Source organism: Vibrio sp. 10N.261.55.A10, assembly GCF_041470825.1.
Lineage (GTDB): Bacteria > Pseudomonadota > Gammaproteobacteria > Enterobacterales > Vibrionaceae > Vibrio > Vibrio crassostreae_C.
Genome location: NZ_JBFRNC010000012.1, coordinates 39,222 through 61,646 on the forward strand (window position 1 = coordinate 39,222; position 22,425 = coordinate 61,646).

The 22,425-nt window shown below is 45.8% G+C and carries 14 protein-coding genes; 8 read left to right on the plus strand and 6 right to left on the minus strand.

Annotation, left to right across the window (positions count from 1 at the left end):
- The first annotated feature begins 11 nt into the window (after positions 1-11).
- The 4 genes from rng (at position 12) to tldD (ending at position 7,739) form a co-directional block, all read left to right on the plus strand.
- Positions 12-1,481: a ribonuclease G gene (gene rng, locus AB4274_RS04180; RefSeq protein WP_372111100.1), complete on the plus strand. Its 1,470-nt coding sequence runs from the start codon at positions 12-14 to the stop codon at positions 1,479-1,481.
- 10 nt (positions 1,482-1,491) lie between these two features.
- The gene (locus tag AB4274_RS04185; RefSeq protein ID WP_372111102.1) at positions 1,492-5,367 is read left to right on the plus strand and encodes a YhdP family protein; all 3,876 of its coding nucleotides are present in this window, start codon (positions 1,492-1,494) and stop codon (positions 5,365-5,367) included.
- A 94-nt stretch (positions 5,368-5,461) separates the two neighbouring features.
- Positions 5,462-6,274 carry a carbon-nitrogen hydrolase family protein gene (locus AB4274_RS04190; RefSeq protein ID WP_372111105.1) on the plus strand — a complete coding sequence of 271 codons (813 nt, stop codon included), beginning with the start codon at positions 5,462-5,464 and terminating at the stop codon, positions 6,272-6,274.
- Positions 6,275-6,293: 19 nt separating this feature from the next.
- Positions 6,294-7,739 carry a metalloprotease TldD gene (gene tldD, locus AB4274_RS04195; RefSeq protein ID WP_017061366.1) on the plus strand — a complete coding sequence of 482 codons (1,446 nt, stop codon included), beginning with the start codon at positions 6,294-6,296 and terminating at the stop codon, positions 7,737-7,739.
- A 108-nt stretch (positions 7,740-7,847) separates the two neighbouring features.
- Here the strand turns inward: tldD and AB4274_RS04200 are convergent, their stop codons facing one another.
- Complete coding sequence (locus AB4274_RS04200) at positions 7,848-9,227, minus strand: PhoH family protein (protein ID WP_017062953.1); 1,380 nt, start codon at positions 9,225-9,227, stop codon at positions 7,848-7,850.
- Between the two features lie 466 nt (positions 9,228-9,693).
- Between AB4274_RS04200 and rapA the strand changes: the two genes are divergently transcribed.
- Complete coding sequence (rapA, locus tag AB4274_RS04205; protein WP_017062952.1) at positions 9,694-12,603, plus strand: RNA polymerase-associated protein RapA; 2,910 nt, start codon at positions 9,694-9,696, stop codon at positions 12,601-12,603.
- 92 nt (positions 12,604-12,695) lie between these two features.
- Here the strand turns inward: rapA and AB4274_RS04210 are convergent, their stop codons facing one another.
- Positions 12,696-13,973 (minus strand): NRAMP family divalent metal transporter, encoded by a 1,278-nt coding sequence (locus AB4274_RS04210; RefSeq protein ID WP_372111108.1) that lies wholly within the window; start codon positions 13,971-13,973, stop codon positions 12,696-12,698.
- A gap of 158 nt (positions 13,974-14,131) precedes the next feature.
- Between AB4274_RS04210 and AB4274_RS04215 the strand changes: the two genes are divergently transcribed.
- The gene (locus tag AB4274_RS04215) at positions 14,132-14,866 is read left to right on the plus strand and encodes a pseudouridine synthase (protein ID WP_372111110.1); all 735 of its coding nucleotides are present in this window, start codon (positions 14,132-14,134) and stop codon (positions 14,864-14,866) included.
- A gap of 36 nt (positions 14,867-14,902) precedes the next feature.
- Positions 14,903-15,865, plus strand: coding sequence for a D-2-hydroxyacid dehydrogenase (locus tag AB4274_RS04220; RefSeq protein WP_372111113.1), 963 nt, complete (start codon positions 14,903-14,905; stop codon positions 15,863-15,865).
- Positions 15,866-15,950: 85 nt separating this feature from the next.
- Here the strand turns inward: AB4274_RS04220 and AB4274_RS04225 are convergent, their stop codons facing one another.
- The 4 genes from AB4274_RS04225 to argR all read right to left on the minus strand — a co-directional run bounded on the left by AB4274_RS04225 (position 15,951) and on the right by argR (position 21,109).
- Entirely contained in the window at positions 15,951-16,388 is a 438-nt protein-coding gene (locus tag AB4274_RS04225) for a universal stress protein (RefSeq protein ID WP_017061372.1), read from the minus strand.
- A 104-nt stretch (positions 16,389-16,492) separates the two neighbouring features.
- Complete coding sequence (locus AB4274_RS04230; protein ID WP_102428414.1) at positions 16,493-19,072, minus strand: TRAP transporter permease; 2,580 nt, start codon at positions 19,070-19,072, stop codon at positions 16,493-16,495.
- A 255-nt stretch (positions 19,073-19,327) separates the two neighbouring features.
- Positions 19,328-20,296: a TAXI family TRAP transporter solute-binding subunit gene (locus AB4274_RS04235; protein WP_017061374.1), complete on the minus strand. Its 969-nt coding sequence runs from the start codon at positions 20,294-20,296 to the stop codon at positions 19,328-19,330.
- Between the two features lie 342 nt (positions 20,297-20,638).
- Positions 20,639-21,109: a transcriptional regulator ArgR gene (argR, locus tag AB4274_RS04240; protein ID WP_004740827.1), complete on the minus strand. Its 471-nt coding sequence runs from the start codon at positions 21,107-21,109 to the stop codon at positions 20,639-20,641.
- A 332-nt stretch (positions 21,110-21,441) separates the two neighbouring features.
- Here argR and mdh point away from each other — a divergent pair, with 332 nt between their 5' ends.
- Positions 21,442-22,377: a malate dehydrogenase gene (gene mdh, locus AB4274_RS04245; RefSeq protein ID WP_009847834.1), complete on the plus strand. Its 936-nt coding sequence runs from the start codon at positions 21,442-21,444 to the stop codon at positions 22,375-22,377.
- The last annotated feature ends 48 nt before the right edge of the window (positions 22,378-22,425 follow it).

The following is a 22,425-nucleotide window of genomic DNA, read 5'->3' on the forward strand; positions in this document are numbered from 1 at the left end:
TGAGGTGCACCATGAGTGCTGAATTGTTGCTGAACGTGACCCCGAGTGAAACTCGTGTGGCCATGATTGAAGGGGGGGCTCTTCAAGAGATCCATGTCGAACGAGATGCTCGACGCGGTATCGTAGGAAATATCTATAAAGGACGTGTAAGCCGTGTTCTTCCGGGAATGCAGGCGGCTTTTGTGGATATAGGCCTTGAGAAAGCAGCTTTTTTACACGCCTCTGATATTGTCCCACACACTGAATGTGTCGCTGAAAACGAAAAGAAACAATTTCAGGTTCGTGATATTTCAGAGCTTGTCCGTCAAGGGCAAGACATTGTGGTGCAAGTGGTCAAAGACCCTCTTGGTACTAAAGGTGCTCGCTTAACCACTGATATCACTCTACCGTCTCGTTATCTGGTATTTATGCCGGGCGCAAGTCATGTTGGTGTATCTCAACGTATCGACAGCGAGTCTGAACGTAACCGTCTTAAAAAAGTCGTGTCTCGTTACTGTGACGAACATGGTGGCTTCATCATCCGCACTGCCGCAGAAGGTGCAGATTCAAATGAGTTGGCACAAGATGCCGCATTCTTGAAGCGATTATGGCTAAAAGTATTAGAGCGTCGTGGTAAGCACAAGGCGCGTACTCGCTTGTACGGTGAGCTTTGCTTAAGCCAACGTATCTTACGTGACTTCGTCGGTACTGAGCTGAGCAAGATTCAGGTCGATTCTCGTCTAGAATATGAAAACCTAAAAGAGTTTACCTCTGAATACGTGCCTGAGCTGACAGACAAGCTTGAGCTGTATGAAGGTGATAAGCCTATCTTTGATATGTACGATACCGAGAACGAAATTCAGCGTTCATTGGAGCGTAAAGTCGAATTAAAGTCTGGTGGATATCTGATTATCGACCAAACTGAAGCGATGACCACGGTTGATATCAACACTGGCGCGTTTGTTGGTCGTCGTAATCTAGAAGAGACGATTTTCAACACCAATGTAGAAGCGACTCAAGCGATTGCTCGTCAGCTGCGTCTACGTAACTTAGGTGGCATCATCATTATCGACTTTATTGATATGTTGTCTGAGGAACATCGTAAGCGAGTACTAACTTCTTTAGAGGCTGCGCTCGACAAAGACCGTGTGAAAACCAATATTAATGGCTTCACGCAGCTTGGGTTGGTTGAGATGACTCGTAAACGTACTCGTGAAAGTATTGAGCATATCCTATGTTCGAGCTGTCCTGCTTGTGAAGGCCGCGGCAGTGTGAAGACAGTTGAAACCGTTTGTTATGAAATTCTTCGAGAGATCACGCGAGTGAATCGTGCGTACGACGCCGATAAATTTGTGGTCTATGCGGCAGCTGCCGTAGCTGAGGCGTTAGAGGGCGATGAATCTCATGCGCTTGCGGAGCTTGAAGTCTTTATTGGTAAGCAAGTTAAAATCCAGGCTGAGCCTCTGTACATACAAGAGCAGTTTGATGTTGTTATGATGTAATGGAAATTTTGTGAGCTCAAGCGTTACTCTGATTCTACGTGCATGTTTATGGTTAGTGGTTACTCTCTTAGTAACGCTAGCCATTGCCGTTACTACACTGCGTGTAGCCTTGCCCAATTTAAACAAGTATCAATCTGAAATTGAGCTTTGGGTAAACCAACACTCCGGTTTTGATTTTTCGATTCAAGATGTGGGCGGTTTTTGGCGTAACACTCACCCCTCTATTGCTCTGCAAGGCGTTAAAGCTAGCCTCCCCAATGCAGAAGATGTGACCTTCTCTGTTGAGCGTGTTGAAGTCGAGTTTGACTTGATTCAATCGCTCGTGCAGATGCGCCCGGTTGTGGCCGATCTAGTCATGAATCAAATGTATCTTGATATCCGCTCAATTGATCTGTTTGCCGGACAAAATGGCAAAGACGAACCTACAGATCCCGAGTCTTCCAAGCGAGTGATACAAGAGCTCGATAATTTACTGCTAAAAACACTCGTCGATGTAACTGCAAAAGATTCTTCTATTCTTTATCACTCTGTTTCGGGTGAAGAACGTCAGCTCGATATAGAAACCTTAAAATGGCAAAATTCAGACAAACATCACCTTGCTGAAGGTGTGGTGAGTATCAAAGGTGCCAATCTAAACTCTCTGTCAGTGAGTGCTAACTTTATTGATGGTGGGTCACTGACTGATGTGACTGGTGAGTTTTATGTCAGTGCCGACAGCATTTCTGTTAAGCCATGGCTTACGCATTATATGCAGGCGGAATCCGGCATTGAAACGGGTACAGTGAGCTTAAATAGCTGGCTAACACTGCGTAATAGCAAACCTGTGAGCGCTTATGTTGAAGTTCTGCCTTCGGAATTAACATGGAACGAAGATGGCAAGCATGACTTGATGCTTGAATCCGGCGTCTTTAAGTTGTCTCCGATTGATGATGGTTGGCAAGTAAATGGTCACTCACTTAATTTGAGAACTGACGATACGCCTTGGTCAGAACTGGATGTGGCGTTTAAGTGGAACAAAGGTCCTTGGGAGTTGAATGTCTCTGAACTCAATATTGAGACAATTACTCCACTGATTAAGCTACTGCCTGATTCAGAACAATCCACCAAAATGATAAATGTCTTGTCACCGGGCGGCTCTGTTTCTGATCTTCGCGTATCCATGGATTCAGGTATCGAGAGTCTGCGTTATTCAGCGAGCTTCTCTGATCTTGCTATCGAGCAATGGGAACTAGTCCCAGGCTTTAGCCAAGTGTCCGGTAGCGTGTTTGGCTCTGCATCAGAAGCGAAAGCAAGCCTGCATGTTATTGACGATGTATTCCCTTACGGTGACGTATTCCAAGCTCCTTTGAATATCAAACAAGGTCAGGTTGATATTGTTTGGCAGCAAGATGAAAACGGCTGGAGGCTTTGGTCTGACAAAATCACAGCTGCCACCCCCGATTTACAAGTACTAGGCGCATTCCGCTTAGACTTCCCAAAAGATGCGAGCCCGTTTTTATCCTTCTACGGCGAAGCGGACGCTTACAATGTCGGTGAAACATGGCGCTACTTACCTACACTGGCTCTTGGGCAAGATCTAACAGACTACCTTTCAACTGCGATTCAAGCCGGTAAAGCGGATACCGTAAAACTGTTGTGGCATGGTGATTTGTCTCAATACCCATACACTAACCACGATGGTATTTTCCAGGTTTGGGTTGGCTTAGAAGATGCGAAATTCAGCTTTGATACCGCGTGGCCACTGATTACTGATCTTCAGCTTGATCTGTTGTTTGAAAATGATGCGATGCATCTGGATTCTCGCTCAGCTCAACTGATGGATGTGACGGCAGATCGAATCACAGGACGCATTCCTTATTTAGGGGAAGGCGGCCATATTGAAATTGAAGCTAAAGCGACGGCGTCTGGCAACGCAGTACGCGATTACATGACGTCTTCGCCACTGGTGGGCTCGGTAGGCGCAGCCTTAACCGCACTTCAAGTGAGTGGTGATGTCTCTTCTGAGTTCCAGCTGAATATTCCGTTTGATTCTAAAAAAGAAGCAAGAGCATGGGGTTACGCCGACTTAAGTGGCAACCATGTTGAGATTGAAGCGCCGCCAATGGTGCTCGAGAACACCACGGGTCGAATTGAATTTGATAATGACGTAGTGACGGCAAATGGCCTCGCTGCGGATCTGCTTAACCAAGGTATCTCGCTTGATTTTAAGGGCCTTAATGATGGTCCTGGCTATGCAGTTGATATTGATGTGTTAGGTGATTGGGACGTCAAGCCTCTAGAACCTTACATCGGTGAGCAATGGTTAAGCCGCTTATCAGGTCATGCGCAATGGCAAAGCCAGATTGATATCCAGCTGAATGATATCGGCTTTACCTACCAACTAGACTTACAGTCAGACCTAAAATACTTGGCGAGTGATTACCCATATCCATTGGCGAAAAAATCACTAGAAAGTGGCTCTGCAAGGCTACAGACATCGGGTAACCAAGAGACGATTACCGCGCGCCTGCAATTGCCAAACACCAAGTACCAAGCTGAGATTGATATCACAGGCGACGTGCCTGAGTTAACGGCGACCAACTTAGTGCTTGGTCGCGGTGGCTACAAAATTAGCCCGGTGGTGGGCCATCACGCACTGATTCGTACAGACAAATTCAATGCCGATGATTGGTTATCGGTTGTAATGGAACCGGTAAAGCCTTCAACGGCTGTACTTAGTCAAATGAACACGCCAACCATACCTGCGCCAAGCCGCATTACCTTTGAGAGTAAAGAGCTGATCTTGGGTAGTATCTCTTGGAATGACGTCGATTTTAGTGCTCGTAAGAACAAACAGGCGTGGCAAATGGAAGTGTCTAGCCAAGAGCTAGAAGGGGATATTAACTACCTGCCTCCTTATGATTTGACAGTTTCACTGGATCGTCTGCATCTGTTTGTTCCTGAGTGGAGTGATAAGAACAACCAAGATCAGCAACTGCTGCAACGTAAAGAACAAGCTGCGCCATTGATATCCAAATTGGATAGAGAGATCCACGATGCGATGCCAAACCTGACCCTGACGCTGAACGACTTTTGGCTGCAAGGCTATAAGGTCGGTAAAGTCGATGTTGAGATGGCCAGACAAGATAATCGCATTGATTGGAAGAAGATTCAGGTTCGAAGCGGCGGCAATAAAGCGGATGTCAGCGGTTGGTGGGAACTGGACGGTGACAAGAGTCATTCCGCGCTAACGGTTGATGTTGAAGGCGAAAACAACAGTGAGCTCATGGGGCGCTTTGGTATTACTTCCGGGATTCAAAAAGCGCCATTCGCGTTGGAAGGTCAACTAAATTGGGATGGTTCGCCTTGGGGAATCAAAATGGATACCCTTGATGGCAACGTTAAAACCAAGTTTGGTAAAGGCATTATCTCGGATGTGAGCGGCGCAGCTCGATTACTTGGCCTGTTTAGCCTAGATTCGATCATCCGCAAGATGCAGCTCGATTTCTCAGATGTGTTTGATAAAGGTATGGCCTTCAACAGCATCACCGGAACGGGCGAGATTCAAAATGGTATCTTCCTGACCAATGATCTGAACATGGATGCGGTCGCAGGTGAGATGAAAATCAAAGGTATCGCTAACCTCAACACGCGTCAGGTTGATGCTGAGGTGAACTTTACCCCAGATATTACCTCGGGTATTCCCGTATTAACGGCCTTTGCGGTAACCCCTCAAACGGCGCTGTACGTATTGGCGGTGACCACGGTTATCTCGCCAGTTGTGGAAGTCTTTACCCAAGTAAATTATTCGGTGAAAGGACCATTGGATTCACCAACGGTGAGCGAACTTTCTCGTAGCTCTGGCGAGTTTCAGCTGCCAGAGAAGCTGAGAAAATTAGCCGAATAGGCCTTAAATTAGCCGAAAAGACCTTATGCCCGAGTCAGCGAATATACGGTGAAATGCTGATTTCTGAATCATAATGAATGGAGGAGCGATACACATGGATTGTGTTGGGTTGATTCAAATGACATCTGGCCCTAGCCCTGAGTTGAACTTTGAGTACCTTGCTCAAGAAGTTGCAAAGTGCAAAGGGTTGGGGGCTAAGTGGGTTGTGTGCCCTGAAAACGCGTTAGTCTTTGGCAGTAAAGCCGACTATCACCAGTATGCTGAGCCTTTAAATGATGGTCCACTGCAAAAGAAAATCTCTGAGCTAGCAAAGCTTCACAGAATTTGGATCGTCATTGGCAGTATGCCGATAAGCACAACTAACGGAGTGACGACCACCACCTTGGTGATTGATGATTTTGGTTGCCTCGTTGCTCATTACGACAAGCTACACATGTTTGATGTGGATGTCGCTGACGCCCATAAGTGCTATCGAGAGTCGGATATTTTCACTCCGGGCAACCAAGTTGTGACAGCGGAAACGCCTTTTGGTCGCTTAGGTTTGAGTATTTGTTATGATGTGCGCTTTCCACACTTGTATTCAGAGTTACGTAAGCAAGGGGCACAAATCATTGTGGTGCCTGCGGCTTTTACAGCGGTAACGGGTCAAGCGCACTGGGAAGTACTATTAAGATGCCGCGCGGTTGAAACACAGTCGTGGATTGTCGCGGTAGGTCAAGGCGGAAAACACCCTTGCCAAAGAGAAACATGGGGACACTCAATGGTGGTTGATCCATGGGGACGAGTGGTCGCACAGTTAGACCAAGATCCTAAAAGTATGGTGGTTGAGATAGACACATCCAGTTGCGAGTCCATTAGGCAAAATATGCCCATCGCGCAACACTCTCGATTTACCAATCAATTTTAATTACAAACAAGAGCCATCTATGAGCATTAATCAAATTGAAGAAGCGCTACTGAACCCGACAGGGCTTACGGAGCAAAATATCGCAGATACATTGGCGAGTATTGCTACCCGCCAAATTGATTATGCTGATATCTACTTTCAGTCAAGCTGGCACGAATCTTTAGTGCTAGAAGACAGCATTATTAAAGACGGCTCTTTCAATATCGATTGCGGTGTTGGCGTTCGTGCAGTATCTGGTGAAAAGACTGGTTTTGCTTACTCTGACCAAATCCAATTGGATGGTCTTAAGCAGAGCGCAATTGCGGCTCGTGGTATTGCTAAACAAGGTCAAAACGGCAAGGTTCAAGCGTTCAAACGCAACTCTAATCAAGCTTACTATGATGCAGTTAACCCGCTTGCGAGTTGGGAAAAACAGCAGAAAACAGAATTACTAAAATCATTAGATGCTTACATTCGCACTAAAGAGCCGATGGTGACTGAAGTATCGGTGAGTTTAAGTGGTGTGCATGAGCAGATGCTGGTTGCTGCGACTGATGGCACTTACGCTGGTGATATTCGTCCGCTGGTTCGCTTGTCTATTAGCGTACTTGCACAGAAGGGTGATCGTCGTGAGCGTGGTAGCGCTGGTGGTGGTGGCCGTTTTGGTTACGACTTCTTCTTAAGTGATGACAAAGGCACTCAAGTTGCTTACCAATTTGCGGATGAAGCGATTCGCCAAGCATTAGTTAACCTTGAAGCGGTTGCAGCGCCTGCTGGTGCCATGCCTGTGGTTCTTGGTTCTGGTTGGCCGGGCGTTCTGCTGCATGAAGCGGTAGGCCACGGTTTAGAAGGCGACTTCAACCGTAAAGAGTCGTCAGTATTCTCCGGCAAAGTTGGTGAGCAAGTAACTTCAAGCCTATGTACGATTGTCGATGACGGTACATTAACGGATCTACGCGGTTCATTGAACGTCGATGATGAAGGTGTTAACGGTCAGTACAATACGTTAATCGAAAACGGCATCCTAAAAGGTTACATGCAAGATAAGCTGAACGCTCGTCTAATGGGTGTAGCACCGACAGGTAATGGTCGTCGTGAGTCATACGCGCATCTTCCAATGCCACGTATGACGAATACATACATGCTACCGGGCGAACACACACCGGAAGAGATCATCGCGACGGTTGAGAAAGGTATCTACGCACCGAACTTCGGTGGCGGTCAGGTCGATATCACATCAGGTAAGTTCGTATTCTCAGCGTCTGAAGCGTACATGATTGAAAACGGTAAGATCACTCACCCAGTGAAAGGCGCGACGCTAATCGGTTCTGGTATCGAAGCGATGCAGCAGGTGTCTATGGTGGGTAACGACCTAAGCATCGACCGTGGTGTGGGTGTGTGTGGTAAGGCTGGTCAAAGTGTGCCAGTGGGTGTTGGTCAACCAACATTGAAACTAGACTCGCTAACCGTTGGTGGTACTGAGTAATTCAGACTAACCTCTGCCGACTTACTTCAAAATATTAAATTGAAAAGCGCCTCCAATGTGAGGCGCTTTTTGTTTTTAGATTACTGATTCAGTGAGCGTATAGAGTCACTACATGTTCTCTTCCGCAAACTCAGCTAGTCGGCTACGCACCACACCATTGAGGTGGATGTTGGCACTGCCTTCGAAGTTTTTAAAACGCTCAACCATGTAGGTTAAGCCTGAAGTCACAGGGGTTAGGTAAGAAGAATCTATCTGCGCTAAGTTACCTGAGCAGACGATCTTAGTACCTTCACCACAACGGGTGATGATGGTTTTTATCTGTGAAGCGGTGAGGTTCTGACACTCATCCAAAAGCACAAAGGCATTTTGAATCGAGCGGCCACGCATGAAGTTGATTGATTTGAACTGGATATTGGCTTTGTCACAGATGTACTTCATCGAGCCTTCTGTGCAGTGGTCGTTCTTGTGCAGCGCTTCCAGTGTATCGGTCACTGCGGCTAACCAAGGCAACATTTTCTCTTCCTCTGTACCCGGAAGGAAACCTATCGATTCACCAATATCAGGGGTGTTGCGGGTTACGATGATCTTATCGAATTGCTTACGTTCAATGGTTTGTTCAAGTGCAGCAGCCATAGCAAGCAGTGTCTTACCACTACCTGCGGCGCCAGTGAGAATCACAAGATCAATATCAGGGTCGAGCAGCGCATCAATCGCCATGCCTTGATAGACGTTCTTTGGTGTGATGTCCCATGCTCTGCGATTCATCAATCTTTCGCGGCTGAGGTCTCTCAGGGTAATGCTTTCCGGCTCAATCTCCTCGACTCGAGCGGCAAAGTCACTTTCTTCGTCAATCACATATTGGTTGAGGAAGGTTGGCTCGAACGGCGCTCTTGCTAAGGTGTGCAGCGTCTTGCCGCCTAAACTTCTGCTCTCGACATTATCGATACCATCCCAAAATGAGCCTTCCAGTTGTTGGAAGCCTTTGGTGAGGTATTGGATATCATCAATCAGTTGGTCAGTTTGATAGTCTTCAACAAAACGTACACCGGCGCCTTTTGCTCGTAAACGCATATTGATGTCTTTGGTGATGAGAACCACTTCGCGTGGTGCGCGTTTATTTTGAAGATAGAGGACAGCGTTGAGGATTCGGTTATCGCCCGCCTTGTCATCGGCAAAGGCTTTGATGCTTTCTTGAAGTTCGTAGTCAGCGAGTATTGAAATACTGCCAGATGCATTTATGTCTTTAGAAAAAGGGATGCCTTCCGATATTTGGTCTGGTGTGGCTTCCCTGAACAGGTCTTCGAGCGTTCGAATAGCAATTCTCGCATCTCGAGCAACGTCTCTTTTACTGTCTTTGATTCTGTCGAGTTCTTCTAGCACTGTCATGGGGATAACGACATCGTGCTCTTGGAAAGAAAATATAGCGAAGGGTTCGTGAAGTAGGATATTGGTGTCTAAAACAAATAGCTTCCGGTTGGTCTCGCCCATAGCATCTCCTTGCCGACGTGCGGCTTGCCTTGCATTCATTGAACGTAGATAAAGCTCATATAAAGATTAGTATCTGATTCTGGTGATAGTCAACTACTCACCTAAACTTCATCTAGAGGAACAGCACCATATCGTTACGAGTGAATATGGTGTATTCGTTTGAGAGCAGCAATCTGCTACCTATAGATTAACCATGAATTTTTGACAGTTTGATTGCACTGGCGAAAACAGAAAAAAAGCATGAAATCATCTCCTTTAGGCGTGACCTAAATCACAGCATCGAGTAAGATTAGCGACCTTTTTCTGCACCATTTTCTCGAGATATTTATTATTGAGAGCGCACTTAAAAAGTGGCTGCAAACTAGACATTTTTGGCTATATTTTTAGTTCAGGAGCGATAACGTTCTTGTTTGAAACTGCAGTTAAGAAGACCAAATTCCAACTATAAGATTGAGGTAGTCGATTCATGACATTTGCTTTGGGGCAACGCTGGATAAGCGATACGGAGAGCGATTTAGGTTTAGGTACCGTTGTAGCAATGGATGCTCGCACAGTGACACTAATGTTTGCAGCGTCAGAAGAAAACCGTGTTTATGCACGTACTGATGCTCCCGTAACCCGAGTAACGTTTAATGTAGGCGATGTCATCGAATGCCAAGAAGGTTGGTCTCTGTCTGTCGAAGAAGTTATCGAAGACAAAGGGCTGCTAACCTACTTAGGTACTCGCGAAGATACCCAAGAAACAGAAGTCACTCTGCGTGAAATCTTCTTAAGCAACCAGATCCGCTTTAACAAGCCACAAGATAAGCTATACGCAGGTCAAATCGACCGTATGGATAACTTTGTGTTGCGTTACCGTGCGCTAAGCAACCAGTACCAACAACACAAGAGCCCGATGCGTGGCTTGTGTGGTATGCGTGCTGGCTTGATCCCTCATCAGCTATACATCGCTCATGAAGTGGGTCGTCGTCACGCTCCGCGCGTTTTACTGGCTGATGAAGTGGGCCTAGGTAAAACCATCGAAGCGGGCATGATCATCCACCAACAGGTGCTGTCTGGCCGTGCTGAACGCATTCTGATTGTGGTTCCTGAAACTCTACAACACCAATGGTTAGTAGAGATGATGCGCCGTTTCAACCTGCATTTTTCTATCTTCGATGAAGAGCGTTGTATTGAAGCGTTTGCTGAATCAGACAACCCGTTTGATACCCAGCAGTACGTTCTGTGTTCTTTGGACTTCCTACGTAAGAGCCGTAAGCGCTACGAGCAAGCACTTGAAGGCGAGTGGGACTTGTTGGTTGTCGATGAAGCGCACCACCTTGAGTGGAGCCAAGACAAACCAAGCCGTGAATACCAAGTGGTTGAAGGCTTAGCGGAAAATACGTCTGGTGTGCTACTACTAACAGCAACGCCTGAACAGCTTGGTCGTGAGAGCCACTTTGCACGTCTGCGTCTGCTTGATCCTGATCGCTTCTACGATTACGAAGCATTCGTTGAAGAAGAAGACCAATACGCACCGGTTGCTGATGCAGTAACGGCTCTGTTCTCTGGAGTGAAGCTTGAAAACAGCGCGAAGAACCAGATTACGGAACTGCTTTCTGAGCAAGATGTTGAGCCTCTATTCCGCGTTATCGAAGGTGATAGCAGCGAAGAAGAGCAAGCGTTAGCTCGCCAAGAATTGATTGATAACCTTATGGATCGCCATGGTACTGGCCGTGTTCTTTTCAGAAACACACGTGCTGCAATCAAAGGCTTCCCTAAGCGTAATGTAAACCTACTGCCGATGGAGATTCCAACGCAGTACACAACCTCAATGCGTGTATCTGGCATGATCGGTGGCAAAATGGCTCCCGAAGCTCGTGCAATGAAGATGCTGTATCCAGAAGAGATCTTCCAAGAGTTTGAAGGTGAAGATTCAAGCTGGTGGCAGTTCGACTCACGTGTTAACTGGTTGATTGAAAAGATCCAAGACAAGCGCAGCGAGAAAATCCTAGTGATCGCCTCTCGTGCAAGTACGGCTCTTCAATTAGAGCAAGCACTGCGTGAGCGTGAAGGTGTACGTGCAACTGTATTCCACGAAGGCATGTCGATTCTAGAGCGTGATAAAGCTGCGGCTTACTTTGCTCAAGAAGAGGGCGGCGCTCAGGTTCTTATCTGTAGTGAAATCGGCTCTGAAGGTCGTAACTTCCAGTTCGCTAACCAACTTGTGATGTTCGATCTTCCATTCAACCCAGACTTGCTTGAGCAACGTATTGGTCGTTTGGACCGTATTGGTCAGCTGCGTGATATCGACATTCATGTTCCTTACCTAAAAGGCACATCACAGGCGATTCTTGCGCGTTGGTTCGATGAAGGTCTGAACGCATTTGCAGAGACGTGCCCAACGGGTCGCACGGTTTACGATAAGTACTCAGATGTTCTTATTGAGATGCTGGCTTCTGGTAACACTGAGCAACTTGATGAAGTGATTGAAGAGTCTGCCAAGCTAAATCAAAGCCTGAAATCAGATCTAGAAAAAGGCCGTGATCGCCTATTAGAAATGCACTCAAACGGCGGCGACAAAGCGCATGAAATTGCAGAGAAGATTGCCTCGACTGACGGCGACACTAACCTAGTAACGTTTGCACTAAGCCTGTTCGATACGATTGGCTTGAACCAAGACGACAAGGGTGAGAATGCTCTGGTTGTAACGCCGTCTGAGCACATGATGGTGCCAAGCTACCCAGGCTTACCATACGAAGGCGCAACCATCACGTTTGATCGTGATACTGCGCTTTCTCGTGAAGACATGAACTTCATTAGCTGGGAACACCCAATGATTCAGGGCGGTATCGATCTGCTACTGAGTGAAGGTGTTGGTGCATCAGCGGTATCACTACTGAAAAACAAAGCGCTGCCAGTGGGTACTATCCTGCTTGAGCTGGTTTACCTTGTGGATGCGCAAGCGCCGAAACGCAGCGGTATCAGCCAGTTCTTGCCTAAGACGCCAATTCGTTTGATGATGGATGGCCGTGGTAATGACTTATCAGCTCAGGTTGAGTTCGACAGCTTTAACCGTCAATTAAGCCCTGTAAACCGTCACCTAGCGAGCAAGCTAGTTAACTCGGTACAAGGTGAAATTCACAAGCTAATCGAAGCGGGTGAGACGCACGTACTTCCTAAAGTGGAAGAAGTGCGTGAACAAGCTCAACGAGATATGCAGACTAACCTGAACGGTGAATTAGAGCGTCTACAAGCGCTTAAAGCCGTGAATCCTAATATTCGTGATGAAGAGCTAGAGGTAATCGAAGCTCAAATCAATGAACTGACCGGTTACATCAGCAAAGCTCAGGTTCAGCTAGATTCATTACGCTTGATTGTGGTTTCTCACAACTAGTTTTGAATTAGCGAAATGCTTCAACGAAATAAGGCCTTCATTATGAAGGCCTTATTTGTATCTGTAGCTTAATTAACAATTCAAGTAGCTGGTTACATTAACCACTTCCACCAAACAAATACCGCTAGGAAACCAAATAGGTAAACAAGACCTGCTACAGACAACCATTTTAGTTTGCTGCCAATGGCTAGTGCTTCTGGAAGCTTAGCCTTATTCACTAGGATGAAGTTAAGCAGCGCGAAGAATGGCGTTGTTGCAAACGCGAGTACCATTGCGAAATCGAGCATAGGCATCAGTGCTGCGCTAAAGAACATCACAATCGCGAGTGCCGCGATAGAGACAATGATTATCCAGCCTTGCAGCATTCTTGGGCTTGAATCTTTTTTGAATAATAGACGTTGTGATTCAGCAAGCACGCGTGAGTAGCCATCGATAACGGTAATGGTGCTACCAAAGATACAGAAGAAAGCGATAAGAGCGATTAACGGGCGAGACCATTCACCAATTGTCGAAGCGTAGATGCCGACCAATTGATGAGTAAAGCCAACACCGGAGCGAGACAGTTCAACTCCCGAACCGTGAAGTACTAGCGCGCCTAACGCAACGAATACTAAAGCAAGCAGCGCCGTACCAATGTAGCCAACGTTAAAGTCGAACAGCGCTGATTGTGCGGTCACTTCCTGCTTCTCTTTTTGGCTTTTTAGCCACATAGAGGTGATGCTTGATATTTCGATAGGCGCAGGCATCCAACCCATGGTCACCACGATAAAACCAATAGCAGCCAATGACCAAGGCGACGGTGGAACAAAAGCAGCATCAGGTTCGACTGGAGAGCCGATAGCAATGGCGACTGCAGCTAAGGTTGTGATGGTTAAGATCGCCATGATCGCTTTAGATAGTGTATCTAGAGCACGATAATGGCCAGCAAACAGAATGATCAAACAGGTCGCTAAAACGATCATGCACAAGGTGCTAGTGGCTAAATCGAAAGGAACAAAGTAACTGAGTAGGCTTGCACTGAATAATAGCAGGGCAGCGGTATTCACGACCGCAGATATGGCACTCAAGATCGAAAAGATCACAAGGTATGGGCGGCCTAGGTTAGAGTAACCTTCCACCAAGCTTTGACCCGTTCCTAGCGTGTATTGGATGCCGGCTCTGAAGAATGGATATTTAAATACGTTAACGAGGATAATGAGAGCGGCAAGCTGCCAACCATAAATCGCACCCGCCTTGGTTGAGGCGACTAAGTGAGAACCACCTACAGCCGCTGCGGCCATCATAACGCCTGGGCCAAGAGACTTAATTAAACTTGATAGGGGAGCTGAGGTTGGTGTTTTTGTGTTGGTGGTTTTAACCGTACTTTCCATCATTTTTCCTTTGATGCTGACTTCTTATTATCTGTTACCCTATCAATACCATGTTTTGTAAAGCCGTCAACTTTTATGTACGAAAATATTGAAAATTGTATTTATTTATAAACGAATCAACCGTGAATTATTTGTTCACTAGCAATTAAGAGGCTTCAATGGCGTTAGAACAGTACACACCACCACGTGAACCGTGGATTGATATTGTTTATCAAGATGACGATATTCTTGTGGTGAACAAGCCTGCAGACCTGCTTTCTGTTCCGGGTAGGTTACCTGAGCATTACGACAGCATGTGGAGTCGGTTAGTTGTCGAATTTCCAGAGATTCAAGTCGTTCATCGATTGGACATGTCGACCTCAGGCTTGATGCTGCTCGCTAAACACAAACAAGCTGAGCGTCATTTGAAGAAGCAATTTCAATATCGACTGACACACAAACTCTATTACGCCCGAGTATGGGGTTCAGTAGAAGAAGCTGAAGGTTTGATTGACCTCCCTCTTATTTGCGATTGGCCAAACCGGCCGAAGCAGAAAGTGTGTTTCGAGGATGGTAAATCATCTCAGACTCGTTATGTGGTAGAACAGCAAGAACTCCAAACGACTTTACTTAAGTTACTGCCAATTACCGGGCGTTCTCACCAATTGAGAGTGCATTGCATGGAAATAGGCGCACCGATTGTGGGTGATGAGTTTTATGCAACGCCAGATGCATTTATCTATAGCGAGAGGTTAGCTCTGCACGCGTGTGAACTCAGTTTTTATCACCCGGCCAATGATCAGTTATTCAAAGCCTTTGTTCCGTGTGAGTTTTATCCTCAAGCATCGCCACAAATCGAACAGCACTTTGAAATTGCGCCTGAGCTTCCAGACTACAGTAAGCTAAAAGCTTAGAATGGACTGATTCATAGATCTAACCAAGGAAGAAGAATGCCAACGCTGAAAGTTGTGTTTCTCGATAGAGCGACTATCCCATCTCAAATTCATTTAAAGCCTCTGAGCTTTGAGCATGAATGGGTAGAGTATGATTTCACAGCTCCTGAGCAAGTATCAGAGCGAGTTGAAGAAGCTGATGTGGTGATCACTAACAAGGTAGTGCTCAATGAGTCGAATCTCGCTGGTGCGAAAAAACTCAAGTTGATCGCGGTTTCAGCGACCGGTGTCAATAATGTCGATGTGGAATACTGCAAATCTAAAAACATTGCAGTGACAAACGTGCAAGGCTATGCGATTCAATCGGTTCCTGAACATGTCATCGCAATGCTGTTTGCACTTAAACGAAACCTTGTTGGTTATCATAAAGACATTGAGGCGGGCGAGTGGCAAAAGGACAAGCAGTTCTGCTTCTTTACTCATCCGATTCAAGATGTGGCTGGCAGCACACTGGGGTTGATGGGGAGTGGCAGCTTAGGTCAAGCCACCGCAATGTTAGCCAAAGCGATTGGTATGAAGGTGATGTTTGCCGAGCGAAAAGGAGCAGAGTCTTGTCGAGAAGGGTATCTACCTTTTGATACGGTATTGAAGCAAGCGGATGCGATCAGTCTACATTGCCCATTGACTGATGCGACCCAAAATCTGATTTCAGAGCGAGAGCTCACAATGATGAAATCGAGCGCGGTATTAATTAATGCCGGGCGCGGAGGTCTAGTAGATGAACAAGCCCTAGTTGAGGCTTTGAAAAAACATGAGATTGCAGGCGCAGGTATGGATGTGTTTACACAAGAGCCAGCCGACAACTCAAATCCACTATTGGCTAATAGCCACTTACCGAACTTATTACTCACTCCACATGTGGCGTGGGGCAGTGACAGTTCAATTCAAAAGCTGTCTGATATCTTAATCGACAATATTGATGGGTTTGTTGCGGGTAATCCGCAGAACTTAGTGAGTTGATTGAAGAATTAAATTGCGTGAACGAAAAACAAAAAAGGTTGGCTTTTAGGCCAACCTTTTTAGATCGTTGTGTCGATTAAGTGATTTAGCCTTGCGGCTTAACTACCAATACATTGATTGGTGAGTTCTGTACCACTTTGCTTGCAACAGAACCAAGCACAACTTTGTCGATTTTCGAACGCTTATGGCTAGGCATCACGATAAGGTCAGCGCCCAGTTTTTCTGCGTAATCTAGAATCGTTGTGTAAGTCTTGCCTTCGGCAACGTGAACTTTATACACCACTTCATCGTCAATGTGCTTGTCAGCAAACTCTTTCAGCTGATTTTTAACATCAAGCTTCATTTGGTTCGCTGCATCTTTCGGGAAGTAAGACGCCACCATCGACATGTGAATGCCTGGTAGTACGTTCAGAATGTGGATTTCAGCATTGCTGTGTTTTGCGTGCCATACCGCCAGTTCGACTGCCTTATCAGAAAAGCCTTTGTCATTAAGATCAACAGGAACAAGGATTTGTTTATACATGTATTCGTCTCTTTTTAATCAGCGCTAAGCTTTCACTTAGCACTGTAATTATCCTTTCCATGTAATAAAGCCAAATAGCGCTAAGCACTACTCAGCCTTATCCATTACGCGCTAATCTCATCCTTACGAGCACGTCTTCTTTGGTTCATCGCTAAACCAATCAAAATGATCAGAGCTGGTAAGAATACCCACTCTTTCATTGGTCGATCTGCATCTTGGATAACGGATTTGATTTCCCAATCGAAATCAATACCAGCCGCTTCTGCTGGGCTACCGAACTCAACCATATCAACAATCATCTTGCCTTCTGATTCAGTCAGCATTAGACCCATAGAGGCAATACGATCTTCACTTGAGGTCGCAGAATCTTCAAACGGCAGGCGAACTGTCTTTTCAGAATAGTCACCTTCTAAGTTTTCGCCACCCACTCTAAGTTCAAGTGATTGTCCCACATCCAGCTTTTCCGTGATTTGAGCAATCTCAACTCCAGGTGAAAGAACTTTCTCTGGGTAAATCATGTCCCACCAGAAGCCAGGGCGGAAGAAAGTGAAGGTTAATGCAATAAGCAGCACCGTTTCCCACCACTTGTTCTTGGTGAACCACCAACCTTGTGTTGCAGCTGCGAAGATAAGTACCGCAGTCACAGATGAGAAAATCGTTAGTGCTAAGTGCCACCAAGAATCAATGCCCATCAGTAGTAGTTGAGTATTGAAGATGAACATGAAAGGTAGAATTGCGGTACGGATATCATAGGTGAAGCCTTGGATACCAGTACGAATCGGATCTGATTTCGCAATTGCCGCTGCTGCAAACGCCGCGAGACCTACCGGAGGTGTATCATCCGCAAGAATACCGAAGTAGAACACGAATAAGTGAACCGCAATCAATGGAATGATCAAGCCGTGCGCAGCGCCTAGGGTCACGATTACCGGAGCCATCAGCGTTGATACAACGATGTAGTTCGCCGTTGTTGGCAAGCCCATACCTAAGATCAAGCTGATTACTGCAGTGAATAGCAACATAAGAATGATGCTACCGCCTGAGATAAACTCAACGAAGTCCGTCATTACTAGACCGATACCCGTTAGAGTCACCACGCCTACAACCGTACCTGCAGCCGCTGTCGCGACACCGATACCAATCATGTTACGTGCGCCTGAAACCAAGCTCTCTGCGAGATCAACGAAGCCAGCTTTAGTTTGCTCTGCAAGATCGTCTGATTTGTTCATCAGAGTCATTAACGGACGCTGAGTGATCAGAATGAAGATCATGAACACGGTCGCCCAGAATGCCGACAGACCTGGAGAGAAACGTTCAACTGTTAAACACCAAACAAGCACCACGATAGGCAATAGGAAGTGCAGGCCAGACTTAATTGTTGGACCTGGATCCGGAACTTCTTTGAGATCCGCATCGATTTCCATGCCGCCTTCAGCTGCGTATTTTGCTGATACACGAACCAGAGCGACATAAGCGACTAATAGAGCCACCGTTACGATTGGTGTTGCAGCATCGCCAAAGACATCTTTCGTCCAACCGACACCGTAGTAAACTGCGGCACTGATAACACACAGACCTAAAATGGTACCCGTGAAAGACAGTAAGCTTTGTACGATAGTTGGTGTGTGGCGACGAGGTAGGCCAGTCATACCTGCTTTACATGCTTCTAGATGAACAATGTAAATCAGAGCGATGTAAGAGATCAGAGCGGGCAGTAGCGCGGCTTTGATTACTTCTACATACGAAATGCCCACATACTCAACCATCAAGAAGGCTGCTGCACCCATGATAGGTGGTGTTAATTGACCATTGGTTGAAGCCGCGACTTCTACCGCACCGGCTTTTGTGCCCGGGAAACCAACACGCTTCATTAGCGGGATAGTAAAGGTACCCGTGGTTACCACGTTCGCGATAGATGAACCTGATACCAAACCAGACAGACCTGATGCGACAACGGCTGCTTTCGCTGGGCCGCCTTTCATGTGACCAAGCAGTGAGAATGCAACTTTAATAAAGTAAGCACCGGCGCCAGCACGTTCTAGCATTGCACCAAACAGTACAAACAAGAATACGAATGACGTTGATACGCCAAGTGCCACACCGAATACACCTTCAGTTGTTAGCCACAGATGCGACATTGCCTTGTTCAGGCTCGCACCTTTGTGGGCAATAACGTCCGGCATGTGAGGGCCGCCAAAGGTATAAAGTAGGAATACTGCTGCCACAACCATAAGAGGTGGACCCAAAGCGCGTCGTGTTGCTTCAAGCAGTAAAACCATACCGAATACAGCCGCAACAATATCGAATGTTGTTGGTGCGCCCGATCGCTCAGCGAGTTCAGTATAGAAAATATAGATATAAGAAGCTGAAAAGCTACCTACAAGCGCTAATATCCAGTCGACTGCGGGGATGCGATCCCTAGGCGAATTCTTCATAGCTGGATAAGCGGTAAAGGCTAGGAAAATAGCAAAGGTAAGGTGAATTGCTCGAGCTTCAGTGTCGTTTAAAATTGCGAAGTTAAAAATGAACGGCAGCGGAGATGCATACCAAAGTTGGAACAGTGACCAACATAGAGGCACAAACCATAAAATACGGCCTTGGATACCACGAGGGCTACGCGCACCAGTATCTGATTGTGCCACCATTTCTTGCACATCTGGAGACGGTGATGTTGTCTGCGTCATGTACTTTATCCTTATTATTGATGGTCTGCCTTTTCTTACGAACAACCAAACGTTATTTATTTCCTATCTAGTGTAGTGAATGGATAGGGAAATGCGTTTTTTGTTCGTCTTTGTCTTAGGCTTGATACGAAGGTAAGTCCTCCAAATTGGAGAAACTTAAAGGGCTGTTCTTTTCACTTAAATTATTTTTATAAAACGTGAAAAGCCAATAAGGAGGGCTAGCCTCCTTATTGGTGTAGTAGGCTTAAAGTAGAGTTACTTTAGAAGGCCCACTTCTTTGTAGTATTTTGCTGCGCCTGGGTGAAGAGGGATAGAGATACCCGCTTTAACCATGTCTTCTTTTTTCAGGTTAGCAAATGCTGGGTGTAGGCGTTTGAAAGTGTCAAAGTTTTCAAATACTGCCTTAGCAACGTTGTATGCAACTTCTTCAGAAACGTCTGAAGTTGTTACCATAGTAGCTGCAACACCGAAGCTGTTTACGTCAGCGTCAGTACCACGGTACATACCAGCAGGAACTGTGCTGTAAGCGTAGTATGGGTTTTCAGCTACGATCTTGTCGATCTGTGGACCTGTTGCTGAAACCAGTTTTGCATCACAAGACGTTGTTGCTTCTTTGATTGATCCGTTCGGGTGACCAACCATGTAGATGAATGCATCAATCTTGTTATCACAAAGTGCTTGTGAACGCTCAGAACCTTTAAGTTCAGAAGCAAGCTTGAAGCTGTCGTTAGTCCAGCCCATAGCGTCCATTACAACACCCATCGTTGCACGGTCACCAGAACCTGGGTTACCAATGTTTACACGCTTACCTGCTAGGTCAGACACATTGTTGATGCCAGCATCAGTACGAGCGATGATGTTGAACGGTTCTGTATGTAGAGAGAACATCGCGCGAAGTTTCTTGTATTCGCCCTGATCTTTGAACTTACTTGTACCGTTGTAGCCGTGGTATTGCCAGTCCGATTGAACAACACCGAAATCTAGTTCACCAGCACGGATGGTGTTAACGTTGTAGATTGAACCACCAGTAGACTCTACAGAACAACGAATGTTGTGGTCTTTGCGGCCCTTGTTCACTAGCTTACAAATCGCACCACCAGTTGGGTAGTAAACACCCGTAACTGAACCAGTACCAATCGTGATGAACTCTTGAGCGTTAACAGCGCCAGCGCCCATTACAGCAGCTGCAATAGCACCAACTTTAATAAGTTTGGTAAATGCCATGAATTTCCCTTCCTTTATTCATTATTAACCCTGAAACAAGTGTAGTTGCTTCAGGAGTTTCCTATTTGGAAACGGCACCTTTTTCAATCCATGTGATGAAAAAGTGGCTGAATAATATCAAAAATTGGCAGAAAATTACTCGAATGTTAAAAGATATAGCTAAAAAATCTAACAAATGATGTCTTGATCTCGTGTTTGATTTGCTACTGAGTTTTTTAAAATCAATGGTTTAGTGTGATTTTGGAAGGGAGGTATGGATATTCTAGGATGTGATTTGGATCACGAAGCAAATAGATACTCGTGATCCATTAATAAGGCTGATAGTTATGAAACAGCGATCAATTATCCTGCGTATTCAAACAGTTCACACACTGAATCAAACAGTTGCTTAGTGGTAACCGATAACGTTGGGGTAATGAAGATAGTATCATCACCTGCGACTACGCCCAGTATACCTTCCGACTTACCTAGTGAGTCTAATAAACGAGCAATCAGCTGCGCCGCACCAGGACCTGTGTGTATCACCACCAATGCATTGTTGTGGTCAATATCTAGTACTAATTCTCTTAGAGAGCTAGAAACGGTCGGAACACCTAGCTCAGCAGGAAGACAGTAAACCATCTCCATTTTTGCGTTACGAGTTCGAACGGCACCAAACTTGGTTAACATACGCGAGACTTTAGACTGGTTGATGCTTTCAAAACCTTCGTGTTTTAGGGCATCCACAATTTCGCCTTGTGAGCCAAAACGTTCTTCTTTTAGTAAGGCTTTAAATGCACGAACTAAGTTGTCTTGCTTTTCTGTATTGCGCATATGTCATTCTTATTCATTAACAAAGATGTTTGCATATTTTCGCATACATATTCAATTTTAGCCAAAACATCCCTGTAATTTGTTAGTCATATCACTGTAAATATTTAATAGAATAATGTGTTATTTGCGACGACTTATTTTGTTATTTCAGTCGATTATCGCCATAATGCGAACTTGCTGTGTAGCACGGTTTTATTGACTTGCGCGAAGTCGCAAAGCTAGCGTTAATTGATTGTAATCACTTTGTGATTAATATAGTTTTTTAACTTAGATTTAGCTCAAGAATTACCCTACAAAGAATCTATAAGAGAAAGCTCTCAAGGAGAATAACAATGAAAGTAGCTGTTATTGGTGCCGCTGGTGGCATCGGTCAAGCCCTAGCCCTACTACTTAAGAACCGCCTACCTGCTGGTTCAGATCTTGCACTTTACGACATCGCTCCGGTAACACCGGGTGTTGCTGCCGATCTTAGCCATATCCCAACGCCTGTTTCGATCAAAGGTTACGCGGGTGAAGATCCAACACCAGCACTAGAAGGTGCGGATGTTGTACTTATTTCAGCGGGTGTTGCTCGTAAGCCTGGTATGGATCGTGCGGATCTTTTCAATGTGAACGCTGGCATTGTTAAGTCTCTTGCAGAGAAAATCGCAGTTACTTGTCCGACTGCTTGTGTTGGTATCATTACTAACCCAGTAAACACAACAGTGCCAATCGCGGCTGAAGTACTGAAGAAAGCGGGCGTTTACGACAAGCGTCGTCTATTCGGTATTACGACTCTTGATGTGATTCGTTCTGAAACGTTCGTTGCTGAACTAAAAGACAAAGATCCAGGCGACATCCGTGTTCCTGTTATCGGTGGTCACTCAGGCGTAACGATTCTTCCTCTACTTTCTCAAGTTGAAGGCGTAGAGTTCACTGATGAAGAAATTGCAGCGCTAACGACTCGCATCCAAAATGCAGGTACTGAAGTAGTAGAAGCTAAAGCTGGCGGCGGCAGTGCGACACTGTCTATGGGTCAAGCGGCTTGTCGTTTCGGTCTTGCACTAGTTAAAGCACTTCAAGGTGAAGAAAACGTGATTGAATGTGCATACGTTGAAGGTGAAGGCGAGCACGCTCCATTCTTCGCACAGCCAGTTAAACTAGGCAAAGAGGGCGCTGAAGCGATCCTTAGCTACGGTGAGCTAAGTGACTTCGAACGTAACGCTTTAGATAGCATGCTTGAAACGCTAAATGGTGACATCGAGATTGGTGTTGAATTCGCTAAATAAGCGAAACGCTATTTAACTCAGACTTAAGTGTCTCGTCCTAAAATACGT